Source organism: Kribbella sp. NPDC002412, assembly GCF_053592935.1.
This window is the reverse complement of the sequence record NZ_JBSFBL010000004.1, coordinates 59025-79078: the sequence shown is the minus strand read 5'-3', so window position 1 is coordinate 79078 and position 20054 is coordinate 59025. Positions and strand designations below refer to the sequence as shown.

Below are 20054 nucleotides of genomic sequence, written 5' to 3'. Positions count from 1 at the left end.
TCGTCCAGGGAGTGCCAGGCTTGGGGGCTCACGCTGGGGGTATGAGGCCGAAGTCGCTGACCGCGCGGGTGACCGCTGCTGTCGTGTTGTTGATGGCAACGGTCAGTGTGTTGATCGGCGTCCTGACGACCGCCGCGATCAGCTCGTACCTGACCCGGCAGCTGGACGAGAAGGTGGCCGCGTCGCACAGCCGGGCGATCGGGGTGCTGAACAACAACGGCGGGCCCAAGCCGCCGCTGGACGGCGGCGGCCCACATCAGGACGCGGGCACGATCACCCTCTACCGGACCGGCCCATCCTCGACCGGCAACGTCATCACCGCGGACGGCGACTCGGCCGGCCTCTCCACACAAGCGATCGACACGCTCTCGTCCGTACCGGTCAACGCGGCGAACGAGACCGTCGACGTACCCGGGCTCGGCCAGTACCGCGTCCACGCCTCACTCATCGACGGCACGACAGTCATCACCGGCCTCTCCACCCAGGACATACACAACACGGTGAACAGCCTGATCGGATGGGAGGCGCTGTTCGGCGGCATCGGCGTGATCACCGCGGGAGGTGTCGCGATCATCGTCGTACGGCGTCAACTACGGCCGCTGCGTCGGGTCGCGCAGACCGCCCGTGAGGTGGCCGGCCTGCCGTTGGCCACGGGCGAGATCGGCGTGACTGCTCGCGTCCCGGACGCGCTCACCGACGAGCGGACCGAGGTCGGTCAGGTCGCGGTCGCGCTGAACACGTTGCTCGGCCACATGGAGGGCGCGTTGGATGCCCGGCACCGCAGCGAGCAGCAGGTGCGGCAGTTCGTCGCCGACGCCTCGCATGAGTTGCGTACGCCGCTCACCACGATTCACGGCTACGCCCAGCTCAGCCTTCGCAGTCCCGAGCATCTCCCGCTCGCCATGGGCAAGGTGATGGTGGAAGCCACCCGGATGGCAGCCCTGGTCGAGGACCTGTTGCTGCTGGCCCGACTGGACGCCGGCCGGCCGCTCGACCTCAGACCGGTCGACCTCAGCCGCCTCGCCCTGGATTCGGTGACCGACGCACGCATCGTCAGCCCCGACCACCACTGGTCGCTGAACCTGCCGCCGGAACCCATCGTCGTCACGGCCGACGAGCAGCGGCTGCACCAGGTCGTCACCAACCTGCTCAGCAACGCGCGCCGGCACACGCCGGCGGGGACTACTGTGACCGTCGGTCTGCGGACGGACGACGAGCGGCACTCCGCCGTACTCACCATCCACGACAACGGCCCCGGCATTCCGGCCGACCTGCAACCCAACGTCTTCAAGCGATTCACCCGAGCCGACACCTCCCGCACCCGCGACTCCGGCGGCTCCGGCCTGGGCCTCTCCCTCGCCCAGTCCATCACCGAAGCCCACGGCGGCGCGATCGCCGTCACCTCCCACCCGGGCAACACCTGCTTCACCCTGGCGTTGCCGCGGTGACGGACCGCCAGGCCATCACAATTGCCGGTCCAGCACCGGCGGCACGCTCAGATCGACGGACTGGTGGTCGTTGCGATGGCGTGGCGGTTCGCACCTCACCGAGCGCCGAGGTGGTGTCGCGCGGCGTGGCGGCGGTGACTCTGCGGGAGTGTCGTCTTCGGTCGGTGGACCGTCGAGTCGCCCGAGCTCAGTGCGGCGGCGGAGTCTGCTCAGGCCGGGCTGATCGGCCTGGTCGAAGCCGCGCAGGCTGATGGTGTGCTCCCGGCGGGCGATCCGGTCCGCCTCGCCACACTGGTGCGTTCAGTCGCCCACGGTGCCGCCGACTTGGCGGCCACGGGTCATCTCTCCGAAACCGGCAAGCGCCATGCGAGCCCACAGCAACTGGTCGACGATCTCCTCGTCTACCGCAAGCGGCGTCCTGATCAGAGCTGCGTGTTCGGATTGCCGACACCACGCAGGAGGGTGTCGACGATCTGGGTCGCGAGTGCGTCGGTGTCGGCTTCGGCGCCGCGGCTGCTCAGGTCCTGGCAGACCTCGTGGAGGAGGGCGTAGTAGACCCGGCGCGCCCAGACCGGGTCCACGTCGGCGCGGAGTGCTCCGGTCTGTTGGAGCCGGGCGAACAGTTGGTCGCAGCGCTGCACGACGCCGGCCTGGATCCGGTCCGCTTCGTTGCCTGGAGCAAGGGCCGCGTTCATCGCGAAGCCCCAGGACAGCTTGACGCGCAGCACGTTGGCGGTTGCCTGGTAGAGCGCGACGAGGGGCGGTGTGGTTTCTGGGCGGGCCTGCTCGACCGCGTCCGCGAGTTGCTGGGACGCCCAGGTCGCCATCGCGGTGATCAGCGCTTCCCGGGTGGCGAACCGCCGGTGCACGGTGGTGCGGGCAACGCCGGCCGCGGCCGCGATCTCCTCCATGGTGGCGTTCGGCTTCCGGTTCAGGGTCCGCTCGGCCGCCTCCAGGACCGTCCGCACGGTGCGCTCGGCGTCCGCACGCAGTGGACGAATCACGACCTCGTTCATGGGCTCAAGTCTACCTGTCAGACGCGACTATTCGACTACTTGCATCATCTATGTTGCAAGTAGTACGTTTTCAGGGTCAAGCAAGATGCTATTGAGGAGTCCTGATGGACCTGCAGCTGAAGCACAAGACAGCCCTGGTCACCGGAGCCAGCCGCGGCATCGGGCTGGCCGTGGTGGAGGGACTCGTGGCCGAAGGGGTGCGGGTGGTCGCGGTCGCCCGGACCGCCACCCCGGAGCTCCGGGCCACCGGCGCGTACGTCGTGCCGGCCGATCTCGCCGTACCGGAAGGACCGGAGCGCGCGGTCGCCGCGGCGCTGGCGGAGGTCGGTGAGCTGGACCTGCTGGTGAACAACGTCGGTGGTGGCGACGGTGAGGCGGCCGGTGGATTCCTGGAGTTCGGGGACGAGGCGTGGCGCCAGTTCTTCGAGCTCAACTACTTCGCCGCCGTGCGGACGACGCGGGCAGCGCTGCCGAGCCTGGTTCGCCAGCGCGGCGCGATCGTCAATGTCTCGTCGAACGGCGCGCGGATCCCGTCCGCCGGACCGGTTCCGTACACGACCGCCAAGGCGGCGCTGACCGCGTTGGGCAAGGCGCTCGCCGAGGAGTTCGGTCCGCAAGGTGTGCGGGTGAACACGGTCTCGCCGGGTCCGGTTCGGACGGCGCTGTGGGTCGGCCCCGACCAGTACGGCGGTCAGCTCGCGAAGAAACTCGGAGTGTCGCAGGACGACCTGATCGCCGGACTGCCGGAGCAGACCGGGATGCTGACCGGCCGACTGATCGAGCCCGCCGAAGTCGCCACGCTGGTGGTGCAGCTGTGCTCGCCGCTGACCGCGAGCATCGTGGGCGCCGACTACCTGATCGACGGCGGGATCATCAAGACCGCGTGAACGTCCTCCGGTAGGCCGTCGGGGTGGTCGCGAACGCCTTCGTGAAGTGCTGGCGCAGCAACAGCGGGGTGGTGAATCCGGCCTCGGTCGCGATCTGGCCGACCGGGAGCGTGGTGGTCTCGAGCAGCTCTTGGGCCCGGGCGAGCCGTTGCCGGATCAGCCACTGCAGCGGGGTCGTGCCGGTCTGGGCGCGGAACTGCCTGGACAGCGTGCGCGGGCTCATCGCGGCGTGCGCGGCGATGGTGGTGAGGGTGAGCGGCTCGGCCAGGTGGTCGCGCATCCACCGCATCACCGGCTCGAGCGAATCGTTGCCTGAGACAACGGGCATGGTGACGAACTGCGCCTGCCCGCCGTCCCGGTGCGGCGCCATCACCAGCCGCCGCGCGACCTCCGCGGCGACGGCCGAGCCGTGGTCGCGCCGGACCAGATGCAGGCAGAGGTCCAGCCCCGCTGTGACCCCCGCAGAGGTCAGTACGTCGCCCTCGTCGAGATACAGCGCGTCGACCACGACCTCGACCTGCGGGTAGCGGCGGGCGAGCTCGTCCGCCCAGGACCAGTGCGTCGTTGCCCGTCGCCCGTCGAGCACGCCGGCGGCCGCGAGCGCGAACGCGCCCGTGCAGATCGACGCGATCCGCACTCCGCGCCGATGCGCCTCCCGGATCAGTTCCACCACCTCGTCGGACGGGTCGAAGGCGGCGGGCACGATGAGGGTGTCGGCCAGCAGTGCCGCGGACAACGGGTACGGCGCCTCGGCCTTGAGGATCGGGCGGTCGTGGGCCATCAGCGTCGTACCGGGTGCGCCGCAGACGCGGACGTCGTACAAGCCCTCGGCGGTCGCGAAGACCTGGCAGGCGCCGGCCAGTTCGAGTCCGATCGCGCCTTCGGCGGCGAGGACGGCCACGGTCATCATGGCGCGAATCTAGCTGATGATGTCTTTCCAGCCACTCTCATTCGTGGACCAGCCGACCGCAGGGTGAGGGGTATGCGGATCGATGTGCTGATGTTCGAAGGTGTGGCCGAGGTCGACGCGCTGGCGACGTACGCGGTGTTCGCCAACGCCAAACGGCGCGGCCTGGCGGTGGATCCCCGGCTGGTGACCGCCGACGGGGTGACCGAGGTGACCGGTTGCTACGGAACGACGTTCGCGGGGCTGGAGCCGTGGTCGCCGGCCACCGCGCGGGTGCTGGCGGTGTCCGGCGGCTGGATCCTGGAGGAGATCGAGCGAGGGGTGATCCCGAAGCAACTCGCGGACGCGAAGCGGGCCGGAGGCAACGACCTGGTGCTGGCCGGGATCGACTCGGGATCTCTCCTGCTCGGCGCGGCAGGCCTGATCGACGGCCGGCCCGCGACCACCCACCGCGCCGACTACGAACGGCTGAGCCAGTGGGCCGAGGTCGTCGACGCCCGGATCGTCGACGACGGCGACCTGGTCACCTGCGGCTCCGGCTGGTTCGCCGGAGTCGACCTGGCCTGCTGGCTGCTCGAACGCGAACTGAACGCCAACCCCGAGGTCGTAGCCCTCGAACAATGGATCGGCCGCGACCGCCAGGGCACCGTCTGGATGAGGTAGGTGCGGACCGCCAGGCCATCACAATCGCAGCTGCAGTGCGTTGGCCGGCGGCGGTGCTGCCGGGAGCGGTGATTGTGATGGCCTGGGCGTCCGGCCTCGCCTACTTCGTGCCGAAGGTGTACGTCGTGGTGGAGGTGTAGGTCTCGCCGGGGCGGAGGACGGTGGACGGGAAGTTGGGGTGGTTGGGGGAGTCCGGGAAGTGCTGCGTCTCGAACGCGAAGGCGTCGCCCTGGCGGTAGGACTTGTTGCCGATGCCCTGGAAGGTGCCGTCCAGGAAGTTGCCGCTGTAGAACTGCGCACCCGGCTCGGTGGTGTGGACGGTGACGGTCCGGCCCTCCTCGGGCTCCCAGAAGCGGGCCGCGAAGCGCAGGCCGTCCTTGCCGGGCTCGGCGCCGAGGACGAAGTTGTGGTCGTACCCGCGCCCGATCACCAGCTGCGGGTGGTCGTCGCGGATCCGCTTGCCGATCGCGGTCGGCTTGCTGAAGTCGAACGGCGTGCCGGCCGTCGGCGCGATCTCGCCGGTCGGGATCAGCCCGGCGTCGACCGGGGTGTACGACGGCGCGTCCAGCTCCAGCACGTGGCCGTCGATCGAGCCGCTGCCCTCACCGGCCAGGTTGAAGTACACGTGGTTGGTCAGGTTCACCACGGTCGGCTTGCCCGCGACGGTCGCGTGGTAGCCGATCCGCAGCGTGTCGCGGCGGTCGAGCGTGTAGGTCACGGTCGTGGTGAGCTCACCCGGGAAGCCCATCTCGCCGTCCGGGCTGACGTAGCTGAACGCGACCCCGACGGCCTTGTCGCTGCGGACGACCTTGGCCTTCCACACCTTCTTGTCGAAGCCGATGGTGCCGCCGTGCAACGCGTTCTCGCCGTTGTTGACCGGGATCTGGTACGTCGTCCCGTCGAGGGTGAACCGGCCCTTCGCGATCCGGTTGCCGTACCGGCCGATGGTGGAGCCGAAGTACGGGCTGAGCGTCGCGTAGTCCGGCAGGTTGTCGAAGCCGAGGCTGATGTTCTCGGTGCGGCCGCGCCGGTTCGGGGTCTCGACCCGCTGGATGGTGGCGCCCCAGGTCAGCATCGAGATGGTGACCCGGCCGTTGGTGAACGTGTAGACGTCGACCTGCTGCCCGTCCGGGGTGGTGCCGAACGGGTCCTTGCGGATCTCGAACCTGCCGTGGTGTTCGCCCATGGCGGTCAACCTATCCGTCGTACCAGCGGCCGAACTGGCCTGGGCCACCCCACTGAGACCGCCCGCGGCAGCCGCGCCCAGGCCGATGGCCCCGGCTGTCCGCAGGACCTGGCGGCGAGGTAACTGGTCAGACATCGCAATCCCCTCACTGAGTCGTCGAGTGTCGGCGAGAGCGTTCTCACAGGGCCGACCCGGGCACGATAAGCACGAGTGTCCAGTGTTTGGAACAGTTCGTAACGGTTTGAATTCGTCCGATGACTGCACGAGGCTGGAGAGGTTCCGCGGGCCTTGACCGGATCCGTCCGGCGGCGGGCCCGATCGGGTCTTCAGCGGTACGGCGCCCGGCCGCCAGGATGATCGTCATGAGCCGAACCGCACTGATCGTGATCGACGTCCAGGAATCCTTCCGGGTCCGCCCGAACTGGCAGGCCGTGAACCACCCCGACATCGCCGACCGGGTCGGCCGGCTGGTCCGCGCGGCCCGGGACAAGGGCGACCTGGTGGTCTGGGTGCTGCACTCCGAGCCGGGCACCGGCGGCGCCTTCGACCCGGCCAACGGCCACGTCCGGCTGATCGAGGGTCTCGAGCCGGCCGACGGCGAGCCGATGATCACCAAGACGTCGCACAACGCCTTCAGCACAACGAATCTGCAGCAGCAGCTGACCCAGCACGGCGTCACGGAGTTGGTGATCAGCGGCATCCGCACCGAGCAGTGCTGCGAGACGACCGCGCGGGTCGCGTCCGACTTCGGGTACGACGTCGTGTTCGTCACCGAGGCGACCGCGACCACCCCGCTGCCGCACTGGACGATGCCGGCCGACGCGACCCTCGAGGAGGTCCTGGCCGACCCGCGGACCCTCAGCCCCGAGGTCGTCACCGAGCGGACCGAGTACGCGCTGGCCGGCCGGTTCGCCACCATTCGGACGCTCGACGACCTCACCGCCGTACCCGTGCCATCCTGACCAGATGAGCCCCACCCACGTGGCCTTCCTGCTGGTGCCGAAGCTGCACCTGCTGGATCTGGCCGGGCCGGCGCAGGTCTTCTCGACCGCGAACGACCTCGGCTACGGCTACCGGCTGAGCTACGTGGCGGAGACCGACGAGATCATCACCGCGCAGGGTGTCCCGGTGAAGGCCCGGCTGGACTGGCCCGACCTGGGGCCTGGCGACCTGATCGTCGTCCCGGGATGGCGGTCGCCGCGGTTGTCGCCGGTGCCGCCGATCGGGCCGGAGACCAGGCAGCGGTTGCGCAGTCATCACGCCGGCGGCGGCTCGGTGGCGAGTGTGTGCTCGGGAGCCGATGCGCTGGGAGCGGCCGGGCTGCTCGACGGGCGGCGGTACACCACGCATCACGACCTGACCGACGAGCTGGCGGCCCGGTACCCGCGGGCGACGATCGTGCGGGACGTCCTGTACGTCGTGGACGACCGTGTGATCACCTCGGCGGGGATCGCGAGTGGCATCGACTTGGCACTGCACCTGGTCGCGGGCCAGCACGGCGCCGAGGCGGCCGCCCGGGTGGCCCGCGAGATGGTCGTCTACGCGCGGCGGAACGGCGACGAGCTGCAGGAGAGCGCGATGCTGCGGCATCGCGGTCACCTCAGCGATCTCGCCCACCGGGTGCAGGACGTCATCGACGCCCGGTACGCCGACCGGCTGCTGCTGACCGAGCTCGCCCGGCAGGTCGGGGTCAGCGAGCGGACCCTGACCCGGATCTTCACCGCCGCGACCGGCCTGACCCCCTTGCGCTACCAGCAGCTGCTGCGGCTGGAGCGCGCCGAGCACCTGATCGGCCACGGCGCGACGGTCGAGGCCGCCGCCCGCGCGGTCGGCTTCGAGGACGCCCGGATGCTGCGCCGGCTCCGCTCCCGTACCGCCGAACCGGTCGCAGGGTAGGCCTACCTCCACCACCGGCGGGGGCTCAGGACTCCTGAGTTCCGCCCGCGTTCCGGACAGGCTCGTCCTGACCGGTACAAGGAAGAGGTGGGGCAAGGTGAGCAGGGGTTCTGTGACTGTGCGCGTCGCGCGCTGGAGTGCTACCCATCCATGGCGGGCGATCGGCCTCTGGCTGCTGCTCGTCGTCGTCGCGGTCGGGATGTCGGTGGTCATCCCGAAGCAGCAGGCGGAAGACAAGGACACCTGGGTCGGCCAGTCCGGCCAGGCCGCGGAACTGATCGAGAAGGCCAACCTGGGCGACCGCCCGACCGAGACCGTCCTGCTGACCGATCCGGACGGCCTGCTGGACAAGGCAGCAGCGAGTACGGCGATCGCCCAGCTGCAGCAGAAGCTCGGAGCACTCGAGTCGGTGCAGGCCGTCGGCCAGCCGGTGTGGTCCCAGAACGGCAAGGCCGCGCTGCTGCCGATGGAGCTCAAAGGGACGGACGACGATGCCGCGGACAACATCGAGAAGATCGTCGCCACCACCGCCGAGGTGCAGCAGGCGAACCCGGACCTGACCATCGCGCAGGCCGGCAGCGCGTCGGTCGACGCCGGGATCTGGAAGCAGGTCGGCTCCGACCTGGTGAAGGCGGAGAAGCTCAGCCTGCCGATCACCTTCGTGCTGATGCTGCTGGCCTTCGGCGCCCTGATCGCGGCCGGGATCCCGGTGCTGCTGGCGTTCTCGGCCGTCGGCGCCGCCCTCGGCTTCTACGCGCCACTGTCCTACCTGTTCCCGGACGGCGGCTCGGTGGCGAACGTCGTGATGCTGATCGGTATGGCGGTCGGCGTCGACTACTCGCTGTTCTACCTCAAGCGGGAGCGTGAGGAGCGTCGCAAGGGGCACAACACCCTGGACGCGGTCGAGATCGCCGCGGCGACCTCCGGGCACTCGGTGGTCGTCTCCGGCTTCGCCGTGATCGTCTCGATGGCCGGTCTGTACGTCGCCCAGGACGCCACCTTCGCGTCGATGGCAACGGCAACGATCGTGGTCGTCGCGGTTGCGGTGCTCGGCTCGCTGACCGTCCTGCCGGCGCTGCTCGCGAAGCTGGGGCACCGGGTCGACCGGCCGCGTGTTCCGCTGCTGTGGCGGCTCAACCGGCGCATCGGGCCGGGTGGCATCAGCCGCCGCGTCCTGGCGCCCGTACTGCGTCATCCGCGCGCCGCGCTGTCGCTGTCCGCGGTCGCTGTGGTGGCCCTCGCCGTACCGGCGCTGGGGATGAAGACCGAGCCGGCGGACCTGAACACGCTGCCGCAGAGCATCCCCGAGGTGCGCACGCTGAAGGATCTGCAGGCCAACTTCCCGTCCCAGGGCGGTCTGTCGTACGACGTCGTCGCGCAAGGCGGAGGTGCCGTCACGGCGTTGGCCGGGCTGCAGCAGTCCGCCGTACAGAGTGGAAACTTCGTCGTGGCGCCGGGGGAGGCGATCCGGCAGGGTGACGGGACCGCCGTCCTGACCTTGGTGTCGGTGTTGCCGGAGAGCAGTGAGAACGCCTCCACCGCGCTCGGTCAGCTGCGCAACGAGCTGGCGCCGGCCGCGCTGGGGTCGGTGACCTGGGCGGTCGGCGGGGAGTCGGCGGAGTCCGTTGACTACGGCAACAACCAGCGGGACAAGCTGCCGTACGTGATCGCGTTCGTGCTGGCGCTGACGCTGGTGATGATGGCGGTGACCTTCCGCAGCGTTGCGATCGCGGTGGTGACGACGTTGCTGAACCTGGCCTCGGTCGCCGCGTGCTTCGGCGTCCTGGCGCTGGTGTTCCAGCACACCTGGGCCGAAGGGTTGCTCGGGTTCACCTCGGCCGGGTTCGTGGTCTCGTGGATCCCGCTGTTCCTGTTCGTGATCCTGGTCGGGCTGTCGATGGACTACCACGTGTTCGTGCTCGGCCGGATCCGGGAAGGCGTCGCGGCGGGGTTGACGCCGCGGGAGGCCGTCCGCAAGGGCATCACCGAGTCGGCGGGCGTGGTGACGAGCGCGGCGGCGGTGATGATCTCGGTGTTCGCGGTCTTCGCCACCCTCGGCATGCTCGAGATGAAGCAGATGGGGGTCGGCCTGGCCGTCGCCGTGCTGATCGACGCCACCTTGGTCCGGATCGTGATGCTGCCGTCGAGCATGGTCCTGCTCGGCCGCAAGGCCTGGTGGCCGAACAAGCTCGCGGCGGCTGCCACCCCGGCGGCCCGGGAGCGTGAGCTCGCGTCGGTCTAGACCGAAGTCCAACCTTTTCGCCCGGCCCTGCGTCTACCAGGTGCCGGGGGGAAGAGCCGCGGGGGATGTGACGGCCGGGATGGGAGAGGGGCCCGTCCCGGCCGTCACTCGGCTAGTTCGTGAAGGCGGTCGTCAGCTTGCCGACGGCCGCGTTCAGGTGCCCGGTCAGGAGCAGGTGCTCGGCGTCCGACGTCAGCTTGGACGCCGGCTCGTCGATGGCCTGCCCGATCCGGTTCTGCGCGATCCAGCGCGCCGCGCTCACCACCGCGTCACCTTCGGCGTAGGAGTCGGCCTTGGTTCGCTCCAGGTACTTCGCCGACTGCGCCAGAGCCGCCAGCGCAATGGTCGCCTGCGGTCCTGACCAGTCCTTGACCTGGAGCGCGACACCGGCAGCGACACCCGCAGCCAGGGCGTACGGGTCGTGCTTCCGCAGCAGGACGTTGCGGGCCTCGGTCAGCTTCTGCCGGGCCGTCGCCTGCGTGGTCAGACCCCAGCCGTAGGGGTACTGCGGGTCGTACGACGCGTCTCCGACGTTCAACGGCTGCTGGTCTTCCGCCCGCGGCCAGCTGACCGGGAGACGACCGGTGAAGGGCCGCTTGCCGAACAGCACGTCCGCGACACCCGCGCCCTCGGTGCCGGGCAGCCAGGACGCGACCAGGGCGTCGATGGTGCCCAGCTGATCCGCGATCACCTGCGGCCGGCCGGACACGATCAGCACGACGCACTTCATCGCACCGCAGACCTTGTCCACCGCGGTCTTGTCCGCGGCCGACAGCAGCAGGTCGTGCCCGTTGCCCACGTCACCGATTCCCTCGGCGTACGGGCGTTCGCCGACCACGACCACGCCGACGTCGTGACCCTCCAGCGGCGCCGACGCGTCCGCGCTGAAGGTCGCGGTCGGGGCCACCTGCTTGATCCCGTCCAGGATCGTCGTGCCGGTGGTCGTCGCACCGGAGCCGCCCTGCCAGCTGATGCTCCAGCCGCCCATCTGGTTGCCGAGGTCGTTGGCGTTGCTGCCGGCGACGTACACCTTGTTCGTCGCGGCCAGGGGCAGCAGGTTGCCGTCGTTCTTCAGCAGCACCTGGGACTTGGCCGCGGCCTCGCGACCGACCGCCCGGTGCGCCGCCGACCCGATGTCGGCGATCCGGGAGGTGTCGGCGTACGGCTTCTCGAACAGGCCGAGCTTGAACTTCTCGGTCAGGATCCGCCGGACCGCGTCGTCGAGCCGGGTCATCGGGATCCGGCCGGCGGTGACCTCGTCGGTCAGGCCCTGGGTGAAGCCCTGGTAGTTCGTCGGCACCATGATCATGTCGAGGCCGGCATTGACCGACGTCCGGATGTCGCTCGGGTAGTCGCCCGGCAGCTGGTCGATCGCCTGCCAGTCGCTGATCACGAACCCGCCGAAGCCCATCCGGTCCTTCAGCACGCCGTTGATCAGCTCGCCGTTGCCGTGCATCTTCACCGGCGCCTGGCCGTCGACCGCGACACTCGAGTACGACGGCATCACGGTGCCGACGCCGAGATCGACAGAGGTCTGGAACGGCGCGAGGTGCAAGGTCTCCAACTGCTGCCGGGTGACCTCGGTGACGCCCTGGTCGATCTTGTACGACCCGGTCGTCGACGAGCCGTATGTCGTGCCGCCGTCGCCGACGAAGTGCTTTGCGGTCGCCAGCACCCGGTTGTTCTGCTTGAGCTGGCTGCCGTCGGCCTTGCCCTGCAGACCGGTGATCACGGTCGCCATCGATTGCACGAGCGCCGGGTCCTCGCCGTACCCCTCGTAGGTGCGGCCCCAGCGGTCGTCGCGGACGACGCACACGCACGGCGCGAAGTCCCACGGGATGCCGGTGGCGCGGACCTCGGTCGCGGTCACCTCACCGGTACGGCGGGCCAGGTCCGGATCCCGGGTCGCGCCGATCCCGAGGTTGTGCGGCAGGATCGTCGCGCCGACCACGTTGTTGTGCCCGTGGACCGCGTCGACGCCGTAGATCAACGGGATCTGCAGCCGGGTCGCCTGCGCGTTCAGCTGGAAGTTGTCGATCATCGCGGCCCAGGCGGCCGGGGTGTTCGGGGTCGGCACCGAGCCGCCGCCGGACAGCAGCGAGCCGAGGGCGTACGTCGCGATGTCGGTGCGGGACCGGAGCGCGTTGCGCTCGGCCTGGGTCATCTGGCCGACCTTCTCGGCCAGGTTCATCCGGGCGAGCAGGTCCGCGACGCGCTTCTTGATCGGGAGCTTGCTGTTCAGGTACGGCAGGTCGTGGGCGTTGATCACCACGGTCGGCTGGGCCGACGGCGGCTTCGCGCCGGTGACCGTGAGCTCGAGCGGAATCGTCTCGGCGACCTCAGCGGTGCGGTCCTTCTTCGTGGTGACGGAGACGGTCTGCGATGCGCCGGACGCCGTACCTGCCGGGAAGGTGATGGTGCCGGTCGTCGGCGTGTAGTCGTCGGAGCCCGCGCTGCCGGCGCCGGTCTGGTAGGCGACGGTGACCGGCTCCTCGAGCGGCGTGCTGCCGGTGGTCCCGACGGAGATCCTGACCTGGGCGGTGCCGCCCTCCTTGACCGGGTACACCCCGGCGTCGGTGACGACGCTCGCCTTGAGCGCCGGGTCGGCCTTGCCGAACACCTCGACCTGGTCGATCGCGAACTCACCCGGCGACCCGGCCGGCATGGTGAACGCGTAACCCCACATGTGGGTCAGGTTCAGGATCTGGTCGATCCCGCCGACCGGCTGGTAGTCGCCGCGGTAGACCAGGTCGCTGAACGGGATCTCGACCAGGTGCCAGCCCTGCCAGTCGTCGGTGAAGCTGGTGTTCCACAGCTCGGAGGCCTCGGCGTTGGCGCCGCCGTCCTTGATCTCGAAGAAGATCCGCTTGCCGGAGCCGGGCGGCAACGGCGCGGTGTTCTGCCCGTACCACCAGAACCGGATGCCCTTGTGCGCCGACCAGTCACCCGGGTTCTGGTCGAACGTCACGTCGTGGCTGAACCCACCCCAGCCACTGATGTTGTAGGTCCCGTGCAGCACCTTCTCGCCACTCGGAGCGTCCGCCCGCGCCTGCAGCTCCATCGTCGGCGGGTCGTCCCCGTCACTACCCCACCCGAAGATCCCCGGATTGGGCGGCGACGCGAACGGCTCACCCCCTTCGAACGCCGCCAGCACGATCGGCGCCGGATCATCCGCCGCCGCGGGCGCGGCCGACAGGATTCCGGCGATCAGCGCGGTCGCCGCGACGAGCGCCGTCCGGCGTTGCGGACGGCGAAGAACTGGCCACCTGGGCATGGGCGACTCCTAGGCTCGGGCGCGGGCCGCGCCCGCGTCTCGGGCCCGACTCTCAGCCCTCCCCAGCCGCCGGTCAATACCCCGCCGGTTCCGAAACTAGAGCGCTCTCACGGCGACGGGATTCAGAAGCTGGAGTGGTCTGATTGAGTGCAAATTCAGTAGCTGTGGTGATGGACCCTGGCGGGGGTGGTTGGAAAGGATGGTGGCATGACACGTTTCGGCATTTTTGTTCCGCAGGGCTGGAAGATGGATCTGGCGCAGATCGCCGATCCGATCGAGCAGTGGGAGGCGATGACAGCGGTCGCCAAGCGGGCCGACGCGCAGTCGTGGGACTCGATCTGGCTGTTCGACCACTTCCACACGGTGCCGGAGCCGAGTGACAACACCACCTTCGAGTGCTGGTCCGCGACGGCGGCGCTGGCCCGGGACACCCAGCGGGTGAACATCGGCCAGATGGTCGGCTGCAACGGGTACCGCAACCCCGCGCTCTACGCGAAGATCGCCTCCACCGTCGACGTGGCCAGCCACGGCCGGCTGTACGCCGGGATCGGCGCCGGCTGGTACGAGCACGAGTGGAAGGCCTACGGCTACGAGTGGACCGACACCAAGCCGCGGATGGCCGCCTTCCGGGAGGCGACCGAGATCATCTACAAGATGTGGACCGAGGACAAGCCGGTCTACAACGGCAAGTACTACTCGATCGACGCGCCGATCAACGAGCCGAAGGGTGTCCGCAAGCCGCACCCGAGCTTCTGGATCGGCGGCGGCGGTCCGCAGGTCACGCTGAAGCTGGTCGCGCAGTACGGCGACGCCGCGAACATCGGCGGCGGCAACCCGGACGTGATCAAGGAGAAGTGCGACATCCTGCGGCAGCACTGCGAGAAGGTCGGCCGCAACTACGACGACATCATCAAGTCGACCAACTTCAACGTGTTCCCGATCGACAAGGGTGACGACCCGCAGAAGGCGACCGAGAAGGCGCTCGGCCCGATGAACCGGGAGAAGTTCGACCGGGACAACTTCATCGCCACCGAGGACGAGATCGCCGACAAGGTCGAGGCCGCCCTGGAGGCCGGCGCCGACTACGTCAACTTCTACGTCCCGGGTGTCGCGTACGACGTGGACCTCGTCGACCGCGTGGAGCAGGTGGCCAAGCGGTACTCGTGATGGCTGGTACCGGTCATGGCGGATGTCCGTCACCAGGACCGGTGGACCGGGGCTTAGGGCAACTGTAAGGCTCCCGAGGATGGCCTCGCGTGGGTCGGGGCATCGGGAGGTATCCCCCTGTGACTACCCGATCGTCACGGCTCGCGAAGAGCCTGCTCGCGACGGTGGTCGCCAGCGCCCTGCTGCTGGCGACCACCTCCGCACAAGCCGCCGACATCCCCGCTGCGACCGCTGATCGCCCGACCCCGGGTGCGAGCACTCAGCGGATCACCCTGATCACCGGCGACGTCGCCGAGCTGATCACCAGCTCGAACGGCCAGGTCTCCGCCCGGCTGACCAGCGACGAGCCGTACTACTTCGGCACCTTCGACGGCGATCTCAGCCTGGTCCCGGCCGAGGCGTACCCGCTGCTCACCGAAGGCCGCCTCGACCAGCGGCTCTTCAACCTGACCGACCTCGTCGCCCAGGGGTACGACGACGCGAGCAGCGACCGCCTGCCCCTCCTCCTCGCCGCTCCGAAGACCCTGCGCAGCACCCCGAGCGCGCCACAGGCCGCGACCGTCCGCCGTACCCTCCCCAGCGTCGGCAGCACCGCGGTCAGCGTGCAGAAGTCGGACGCCAAGACCTTCTGGGACGGGATCAGCGGACCGACCACCTTCAAGACCGGCCAGGTCAGCAAGATCTGGCTCGACGGCCGCACCCACGCCACCCTCGACCAGTCCACGAAACAGATCGGTGCCCCGACCGCGTGGCAGGCCGGGTACGACGGCCGCGGCGTCAAGGTCGCCGTCCTCGACACCGGATACGACGCCGGCCACCCCGACCTCGCCAAGCAGGTGGTGGCGTCGGAGAGCTTCGTCCCGGACCAGCCGGTCCAGGACCTGCACGGCCACGGCACCCACACCGCGTCGATCGTCGCCGGCCTCGGTACGGCGTCCGACGGCAAGCGCAAGGGTGTCGCGCCCGGCGCGGACCTGCTGATCGGCAAGGTGCTCGACAACAGCGGCAGCGGCCTGGACTCCGAGGCGATCGCCGGGATGGAGTGGGCCGTCCAGCAGGGCGCGAAGGTGGTCAGCATGAGCCTCGGCGGCTGGCCGACCGACGGCTCCGACCCGATGAGCCAGGCCGTCGACCAGCTCTCCCAGTCCAGCGGCGCGCTGTTCGTGATCGCGGCCGGCAACGCCGGCGCGGAGGAAGCCGTTGCGTCTCCGGGCACGGCGGCCGAGGCGCTCACCGTCGGCGCGATCGACCGCGACGACGAACTGGCGTACTTCTCCAGCCGCGGCCCGCGGCTCGGTGACGGTGCCCTGAAGCCCGAGGTGACCGCGCCCGGTGTCGAGATCGCGGCCGCCCGCGCGGCCGGGACCGAGCAGGGCCACGTGCTGAGCGAGTACTACACCGCGATGAGCGGCACCTCGATGGCGACTCCGCACGTCGCCGGCGCGGCCGCGATCCTGGCCCAGCGTCACCCGGACTGGACCGGGCAGCAACTCAAGGCTGCCCTTGCCGCGACCGCTGTCCCGTCGGCCGCGGCGAGGGCCGATCAGCAGGGTCTCGGCCGGATCGACATCCCGAAGGCCCTCGACCCGAAGGTCCTCCCGGACACGGCGAACCTGTTCTTCGGCGACTTGTCCTGGAGCGGCCCGGCCGCCCCGGCGCCGGTCACCCGCACGGTTGCCTACCGCAACAACTCGAACCGGCCTGTCACCCTCGACCTGACCGTCGGCGCCGAGTCGCCTGGGAAGATCAAGGCTGCGCTCGCGGTCAGCCCGGCGCGGCTCACGATCCCGGCCGGCGGTACGGCGTCCGCCACCGTCTCCCTGGACCTGGCCAAGACTCAGCCGGCCAAGTACTCCGGGGTCCTCACGGCCCGTTCCGGCGGGACGTCGTACCGGACCGGGCTCGGGTTCGCGGCCGGGGGACGGCTGAACCAGGTGACGGTGAACGGGATCGGCCGCGACGGCGAGCCGGCGACCACGAAGGGGGGCGCCAGCGGGGTCCAGTTGTGGAACCAGGACACCGGCGACGTGCAGGCGATCGCGTTCGACCAGACCGGCAGCCGGACCCTCGAGGTGCCGACCGGGCGGTACAGCGTGATGGCGTACGCGATGGGCGGCGACGAGGCCGACTGGACCGACTCGGTCACGCTGATGGGCGATCCGGACGAGTGGATCGACCGCGACCGCACGTTCACCTTCGACGCCCGGACCGCGAACAAGGTCACGGTGAAGACCCCGCTGCGAGCGGACGCGCAGAGCATCGGGATCGCCTGGCACCGCAAGGTCGGCGACCGGGACGCGGTCTCCGGCTGGGCGTACAACGAGCGGGTCGCCGACGGTGTCTACGTCCAGGACTTCGGAAAGGTTGCCAACGGCACCTTCCAGGTCGTGCAGCGGTGGGACCTCGCGCAGCCGAAGCTGACCGTCGACGTCAACGGCTCGGGCAGCAGCTTCCGCCTGCCGACGCCGGACGAAGCGTCGTACCGGACCGTCTTCGTCGGAAACGAGAAGCTGCCGCTGTTCAACGGCGGCGACGGTACGGCGGGTGAGCTGGCCGGCGCCAAGGACAAGGTGGCGCTGATCCGGTGGAAGTCGCTGGACGAGGTGACGGAGCAGGTCAAGGCGGCGAAGGACGCCGGGGCCAAGGCCGTGTTCATGTACAACGAGAAGCCCGGCTTCTGGTCGACCGGCTCCGAGCAGGGCATCCCGTTCTACCTGCTGCGAGCCGAGCAGGGGAAGCAACTGCTCGACCTGCTCGCCGAGGGACCGGTGACGTTCCAGCTGACCGGTCTGCTCGACAGCACCTACCGCTACGACCTGGCCGTCGGGCCGTCGACGGTGCGCGGCCCGCTGACCTACGACATCGGCAGAATGCGCCCGGCCGCGGTGACCACGGACTACGGCCGCAATGACGCGTGGTACCTGCACACCGACCAGCGGATCGCACACCTACCGGGGATCGCGACGGGTCTCACCTCGACCCGTCAGGTCACCGGACCGGTCACCCGGACGGACTACCTCGCCACCGACCTCAAGGGCGTCACGTGGGACGAGCGGACGGCCGCAGGGGAGTGGAACGAGTCTGGGTTCGAGTACACGATCGCCCGCGGCTACCACCCGAACGAGAAGGTCACCCGCGGCTGGTGGGAGTCGCTGATGCGGCCGGCGACCCCCTACAACGCGACGGGCAGCGAGTCCGAGGGACTGCCCGCGGCCCGCTTCGAGAACGCGCTGCGAATCGCGATCCCGCAGTACGTGAGCGGCGACGGCGACACCTACGGTTGGGGCGACCGCGGTGACGTGACGAGCCTGAAGCTCAGCAGCAACGGCGTGGAGCTCGGCAGCAAGAACTGGTCGGTCGCGCAGTTCGCCGTACCGGCGAAGGCGGCCTGGTACGACCTGACGCTGGACCAGAAGCGTGGCCCGAAGAGCTGGGCGACCACCTCGACCGCGACCCACACGGAGTGGCGTTTCTTCTCCAAGCCGTCGCGCGAACGTGCCGTGTTGCCACTCGTCCAGGTCGACTACAAGGTGGCCGACGGCCGGCTCGAGCTGACGCCCGGCTACCAGCCCGGGGTGCGCGGTCTGGGCATCTTCCGGACCACCGCCGAGATCTCGTACGACGGGCAGACCTGGCAGCCACTGCGGTTGCGGGGCGTGGGCCGCACGGTGCGGGCAGAGCTTCCCGATGCGCCGGCCGATGCGTCGTACGCGAACATCCGGGTCACCGCGACCGACCTGATCGGCAACCGGATCAGCCAGACCATCGAGAAGGCCTGGGCGGTCGAGAGGTAGGCCGTATAGATCGTTAAAGGGCGACGCCACGAAGCCGGGGGGAGGTGCTCCGTGGCGTCGCCGGGGGCGCGCCCAGGGAGGGGTGGGGGCAGGCGCGCCGGTCCAGTTACGTCAGCTACCGCCGATGCCTCCACCGAGGACGCCCAGCAGTCCGAGCAGCGACAGCAGGTTTCGGATGACCTGGTCGACGGCCTTGGTGCCGCCGGTCTGGTAGGCGGTCACGCACTTCTGCAGCTGCTCCTGGGTCGGCTTGGTGATGGTCACCTTCGCCATCTCCGCCTGGCAGTACTGCGTGGCCTTGGTCAGCTCGCCCACCGTGCTGCCGACGGTGCCGACGATCAGGCCGGCGGCGGTCTGCAGCGTGGCCAGCCCGGGCGCGCTCGGCGTCGTGGCCGGCGGCTTCGGCGTCGGGGCGGTCGGGTCGCTCGTGGCCGGCGGCTTGGTGGTCGGCTTCGTCGTCGGGTCGGTGGTCGACGGCGGCTTCTTGGTCGGCTCGGTGCTCGGCTTGCCGCTCTGCTCCACCGCCCCCGGCGTCGGCTTGGTGGCCGGGTACGTCGGCAGGTCCACCGCCTGCGGAAGGTTGTCGTCGGCCGGGGCGTCGATGGTCGGGTCGCCGATCTGCTCGCCGGCCCGGTCGATGCCCTGGTCACCGCTCTCGGTGCCGTTGCCGACCGCGATCCAGCTGCCACCGGCGTACGCCTTGGCGATGCTGATCACCAGGTCGGCGTACTGCTGGGAGTGGTTGTAGCGCAGGACGGCCGAGTTCAGGTCGCTCGCGTTTGACAGGTCGGTCTTGCCGGAGCACAGGTAGACCGCGGTCGACATCGCCGCGTCGTCGATGTCCTGCGGGTTCCGGACGCCGTCGCCGTCACCGTCCACCCCCATCGACCGCCAGGTGCCGGGGATGAACTGCATCGGGCCGACCGCGCGGTCGAACGCGCCGTCACCGTCGAACGCACCCGCGTCCGTGTCGGTGATCCGCGCCGTGCTCGCGCCGTCCAGCCGCGGGCCGAAGATGCCCGGTACGGCGACGCCCCTGGAGTTCAGCGAGTTGCCGCCGAAGCGGCCGTGGTTCGACTCCACCCGGCCGATCGCCGCCACCAGCGTCCACGGGAGGTTGCAGGCCGGGTCGACCTGGGCCATCACCTGCTGGGCCCGCGAGTACGCCTTCAGGGCCAGGGTCGGGATCCCGTTCCGGGACAGGCCGGAGACCACCTGGGTCGGCTGCTCACCGGGGTCGACGCCGGGGCCGACCACGCCCGGCACCGGCACGTTGGCCGGTTCGGCGATCGGTTTGGCGGGGACCACGACCGGGTCGTTGCCGGCCAGGCCCTGCTCCAGCGCGGCCGTGGCGACTGCCGGATCGTCTGTGGCGCTGACGGTGAATGCGCTCGCGAACAGCGCCAGTGGAACCAACGGCGCCACCTGACGCCATCCGCTCCCGGTGGCGCGGCGCTTGCCCTTCGCCATCGATGATCCCCTCCGTGACTCATCGACCTGTCCGGCCCCACGCCGCGGACGGTCATTCGTCGTGTCGGTTGCCGCCGTCCCTTGGTCTAACGCCCGCCCCGTGC

13 protein-coding genes and 1 pseudogene are annotated in these 20054 nt (G+C 69.9%); 9 read left to right on the top strand and 5 right to left on the bottom strand.

The annotated features are described in order from the left end of the window. Positions 1 to 41: 41 nt before the first annotated feature. A complete protein-coding gene (locus tag ACWCOV_RS04660) occupies positions 42 to 1448 on the top strand; it encodes a sensor histidine kinase (protein ID WP_449827849.1) in 1407 nt (468 codons plus the stop codon). Between the two features lie 186 nt (positions 1449 to 1634). Continuing rightward, positions 1635 to 1832, top strand: a pseudogene (locus ACWCOV_RS04655) (TetR/AcrR family transcriptional regulator); the annotation flags it as partial. A 38-nt stretch (positions 1833 to 1870) separates the two neighbouring features. On the opposite strand, the gene ACWCOV_RS04650 reads toward ACWCOV_RS04655, so the two are convergent. Next, positions 1871 to 2464 (bottom strand): TetR/AcrR family transcriptional regulator, encoded by a 594-nt coding sequence (locus ACWCOV_RS04650; protein WP_449827848.1) that lies wholly within the window; start codon positions 2462 to 2464, stop codon positions 1871 to 1873. 104 nt (positions 2465 to 2568) lie between these two features. Between ACWCOV_RS04650 and ACWCOV_RS04645 the strand changes: the two genes are divergently transcribed. After that, positions 2569 to 3351 (top strand): SDR family NAD(P)-dependent oxidoreductase, encoded by a 783-nt coding sequence (locus tag ACWCOV_RS04645; RefSeq protein WP_449827847.1) that lies wholly within the window; start codon positions 2569 to 2571, stop codon positions 3349 to 3351. On the opposite strand, the gene ACWCOV_RS04640 is transcribed toward ACWCOV_RS04645, so the two are convergent. Next, positions 3338 to 4261, bottom strand: coding sequence for a GlxA family transcriptional regulator (locus ACWCOV_RS04640; protein ID WP_449827846.1), 924 nt, complete (start codon positions 4259 to 4261; stop codon positions 3338 to 3340). The two genes, ACWCOV_RS04645 and ACWCOV_RS04640, sit on opposite strands and share 14 nt — an antisense overlap. Positions 4262 to 4333: 72 nt before the next feature. On the opposite strand from ACWCOV_RS04640, the gene ACWCOV_RS04635 reads away from it, so the two are divergent. Further along, positions 4334 to 4921, top strand: a complete 588-nt coding sequence (locus ACWCOV_RS04635) for a DJ-1/PfpI family protein (protein WP_449827845.1) — start codon at positions 4334 to 4336, stop codon at positions 4919 to 4921. Between the two features lie 100 nt (positions 4922 to 5021). Here ACWCOV_RS04635 and ACWCOV_RS04630 read toward each other — a convergent pair whose 3' ends face one another. Further along, a complete protein-coding gene (locus tag ACWCOV_RS04630) occupies positions 5022 to 6242 on the bottom strand; it encodes an aldose epimerase family protein (protein ID WP_449827844.1) in 1221 nt (406 codons plus the stop codon). A 227-nt stretch (positions 6243 to 6469) separates the two neighbouring features. Here ACWCOV_RS04630 and ACWCOV_RS04625 point away from each other — a divergent pair, with 227 nt between their 5' ends. The 3 genes from ACWCOV_RS04625 (at position 6470) to ACWCOV_RS04615 (ending at position 10245) form a co-directional block, all read left to right on the top strand. Then, the gene (locus tag ACWCOV_RS04625) at positions 6470 to 7069 is read left to right on the top strand and encodes an isochorismatase family protein (protein WP_449827843.1); all 600 of its coding nucleotides are present in this window, start codon (positions 6470 to 6472) and stop codon (positions 7067 to 7069) included. 4 nt (positions 7070 to 7073) lie between these two features. Next, entirely contained in the window at positions 7074 to 8003 is a 930-nt protein-coding gene (locus ACWCOV_RS04620; RefSeq protein WP_449827842.1) for a GlxA family transcriptional regulator, read from the top strand. Between the two features lie 97 nt (positions 8004 to 8100). Continuing rightward, positions 8101 to 10245: an MMPL family transporter gene (locus ACWCOV_RS04615; RefSeq protein ID WP_449827841.1), complete on the top strand. Its 2145-nt coding sequence runs from the start codon at positions 8101 to 8103 to the stop codon at positions 10243 to 10245. A gap of 112 nt (positions 10246 to 10357) precedes the next feature. On the opposite strand, the gene ACWCOV_RS04610 is transcribed toward ACWCOV_RS04615, so the two are convergent. Beyond that, positions 10358 to 13519: a glycoside hydrolase family 3 protein gene (locus tag ACWCOV_RS04610; protein WP_449827840.1), complete on the bottom strand. Its 3162-nt coding sequence runs from the start codon at positions 13517 to 13519 to the stop codon at positions 10358 to 10360. A gap of 207 nt (positions 13520 to 13726) precedes the next feature. Here ACWCOV_RS04610 and ACWCOV_RS04605 point away from each other — a divergent pair, with 207 nt between their 5' ends. Next, a complete protein-coding gene (locus tag ACWCOV_RS04605) occupies positions 13727 to 14686 on the top strand; it encodes an LLM class F420-dependent oxidoreductase (protein ID WP_449827839.1) in 960 nt (319 codons plus the stop codon). A 119-nt stretch (positions 14687 to 14805) separates the two neighbouring features. Next, positions 14806 to 18480 carry a S8 family serine peptidase gene (locus ACWCOV_RS04600; protein ID WP_449827838.1) on the top strand — a complete coding sequence of 1225 codons (3675 nt, stop codon included), beginning with the start codon at positions 14806 to 14808 and terminating at the stop codon, positions 18478 to 18480. Between the two features lie 111 nt (positions 18481 to 18591). Here ACWCOV_RS04600 and ACWCOV_RS04595 read toward each other — a convergent pair whose 3' ends face one another. Beyond that, positions 18592 to 19950, bottom strand: coding sequence for a lytic murein transglycosylase (locus tag ACWCOV_RS04595; protein WP_449827837.1), 1359 nt, complete (start codon positions 19948 to 19950; stop codon positions 18592 to 18594). Positions 19951 to 20054 lie beyond the last annotated feature (104 nt).

Excerpts from the sequence above, each read along its gene's own strand:
- ACWCOV_RS04660 (WP_449827849.1), top strand. The coding sequence starts at position 42 with ATGAGGCCGAAGTCGCTGACCGCGCGGGTGACCGCTGCTGTCGTGTTG.
- ACWCOV_RS04635 (WP_449827845.1), top strand. The coding sequence starts at position 4,334 with ATGCGGATCGATGTGCTGATGTTCGAAGGTGTGGCCGAGGTCGACGCG.
- ACWCOV_RS04630 (WP_449827844.1), bottom strand. The coding sequence starts at position 6,242 with ATGTCTGACCAGTTACCTCGCCGCCAGGTCCTGCGGACAGCCGGGGCC.
- ACWCOV_RS04620 (WP_449827842.1), top strand. The coding sequence starts at position 7,074 with ATGAGCCCCACCCACGTGGCCTTCCTGCTGGTGCCGAAGCTGCACCTG.
- ACWCOV_RS04645 (WP_449827847.1), top strand. The coding sequence starts at position 2,569 with ATGGACCTGCAGCTGAAGCACAAGACAGCCCTGGTCACCGGAGCCAGC.
- ACWCOV_RS04625 (WP_449827843.1), top strand. The coding sequence starts at position 6,470 with ATGAGCCGAACCGCACTGATCGTGATCGACGTCCAGGAATCCTTCCGG.
- ACWCOV_RS04640 (WP_449827846.1), bottom strand. The coding sequence starts at position 4,261 with ATGATGACCGTGGCCGTCCTCGCCGCCGAAGGCGCGATCGGACTCGAA.
- ACWCOV_RS04650 (WP_449827848.1), bottom strand. The coding sequence starts at position 2,464 with ATGAACGAGGTCGTGATTCGTCCACTGCGTGCGGACGCCGAGCGCACC.
- ACWCOV_RS04605 (WP_449827839.1), top strand. The coding sequence starts at position 13,727 with ATGACACGTTTCGGCATTTTTGTTCCGCAGGGCTGGAAGATGGATCTG.
- ACWCOV_RS04610 (WP_449827840.1), bottom strand. The coding sequence starts at position 13,519 with ATGCCCAGGTGGCCAGTTCTTCGCCGTCCGCAACGCCGGACGGCGCTC.
- ACWCOV_RS04595 (WP_449827837.1), bottom strand. The coding sequence starts at position 19,950 with ATGGCGAAGGGCAAGCGCCGCGCCACCGGGAGCGGATGGCGTCAGGTG.